The following is a 1,953-nucleotide window of genomic DNA, read 5'->3' on the forward strand; positions in this document are numbered from 1 at the left end:
CAATATGTAGTTGGATTATCTGAGGCACAAGCAGAGACAGCCCCAACACAGAACTTTGAAGTGAAATTAACAATCAATGAATCGTGTGAATTTAATTCAGCTACAGATATTGATTTCGGAAGTTTAGATCGTTCAACCGACGTAAACCGTACCCAAACAGGTAAATTAACAGCTACATGTACCATTGGCACACCTTATAAAGTGGTACTGGATAGCGAACGTCAAATGAAGCATAAATCTGACAGTACTTCTGTCGTGGCTTATGATTTATTCCAAGATACCGGTGCACAAAAGATCTGGGGTAAAACAGTTGATCAAGCACTAGAGCAAACCGGTACAGGTAAAGCACAAGAGTTGCCTGTCTATGCGAAATTAAAAGGCAACACAAATGTTAAGGCAGGTGTATATACTGATGTTGTGACTGCTAAAATTACTTACTAATTAAGTTATAAGTAAACAAGGAGAGGCTATTGCAAGGTATATTTGAAAAAATATTAAATCGTCAGCATATCTATATGGTGACTCTCTTAGCTTCTTCCTTTTGTTCTTTAGCACAAGCAGCTAGTCTACAAGTATCTCCCATCCTTGTAGAGTTTTCTTCCCAGGAAAAAGCAAAAGAGCTTTGGCTTACAAACACGGGGAAAACAAATATTCGTGCTCAAGTACGTATGCAAGAGTGGACTCAGCTTAATAACCAGGAAATTCTAGAACCGACTAAGAAGCTTATTGCAAGTCCACTTATTACTGAAATTAAACCTGGTCAAAGACAATTAGTACGCTTGATTAAGCCAGCCAATACTAATAGTACTCAGGAGCAGGCATTTCGAGTACTGGTAGATGAGTTGCCAGGAAGTAGTTCCGAGCAAAATAACTCGGGTTTAAATATTTTATTGCAATACTCAATTCCTGTTTTTTATAAGTCTTCGCAACCTCATAAAATTACTCAAGGTCTAACCCCGCTTGATAATATTCAGTTTAAATATACGAACGGCCAGATTTCAGTGTCGAACCGTTCTAGTTCCTATTTACGCTTAAGTCAGTTGAGTTATGTATCCACGACAGGAAATATCGTACCTTTGATATCTGGATTGATGGGTTATGTTTTGGCAGGACAAACGATGTCTTGGAACTTACCGATCAGTCTTCCAGATAATGGTGCAGGAAAGTTTCGATTAGTTATTAATTCTGATATTAATCAACAGGTTATTCCTGTAAATAAATAAATACTTGATATGATTAGGGCTAATTACTTGAGTGTAATTTTGCTTGGACTTCTTTATGTACAAGAGGGAATAGCAAATGAAGTGACTTCTCAAGAAGTAGATTCGACCATTCAACAGGAACTTTTTTTAGATGTTATTTTAAATCAATCTAACTCAAATATTTTAGGCCATTTTCTCCAACAAGATGATCAGCTTTATATATCTACAGAAACTTTACAAGACCTTAAATTAACTTTACCTGCTGATCTGCAAACTAATCCTGCAGGCTACTATCTTTTAGAAGACATACCTTCAGTCAAATATAAATACGATAATTCCAACCAGAAAATTTACCTTGATGTAGATATTAAAGCACTTAAACGAACTTCCTATTATCCTGCATATACTATTATTGAACCTGTCAAACTTGACCCAGCTCAAGAGCGACCAGGCGCTTTGTTTAATTACGATTTCTATAGCCAGTATTCCGAAGATTATTTCAATTTAAGTGGAACCCATGAGTTTCGTGTATTTGGCTTAGGAGAGGGAGGAATCTTAAATTTATCCTCAAATTATAGCTATACCAAAACAGATGAAGATTCCAAATTAGATGCTTTAATTCTAGATACTTATTGGCAGCGTGATTTACCTGAAAAAATGCTTACTATCAGAGTGGGTGATGATCAGTCCAAACCATTGAGCTGGAGTAGGTCTACCCGCATTAGCGGAGTAAGTCTTTCTAAAAATTTTG

Annotated in this window: 2 protein-coding genes and 1 pseudogene; all 3 read left to right on the forward strand. The window is 36.4% G+C overall.

What is annotated here, in order from left to right:
• Nucleotides 1–441: spore coat U domain-containing protein (locus FTV31_RS16450; RefSeq protein ID WP_180015721.1), on the forward strand; the 441-nt coding region annotated here is incomplete at its 5' end.
• A 29-nt stretch (nucleotides 442–470) separates the two neighbouring features.
• Nucleotides 471–1,223: a molecular chaperone gene (locus FTV31_RS16455; RefSeq protein ID WP_180015723.1), complete on the forward strand. Its 753-nt coding sequence runs from the start codon at nucleotides 471–473 to the stop codon at nucleotides 1,221–1,223.
• 27 nt (nucleotides 1,224–1,250) lie between these two features.
• A pseudogene (locus FTV31_RS16460) lies at nucleotides 1,251–1,953 on the forward strand (hypothetical protein); the annotation flags it as partial.

This window comes from Acinetobacter sp. YH16031 (assembly GCF_013417335.1).
Taxonomy (GTDB): Bacteria; Pseudomonadota; Gammaproteobacteria; order Pseudomonadales; family Moraxellaceae; genus Acinetobacter.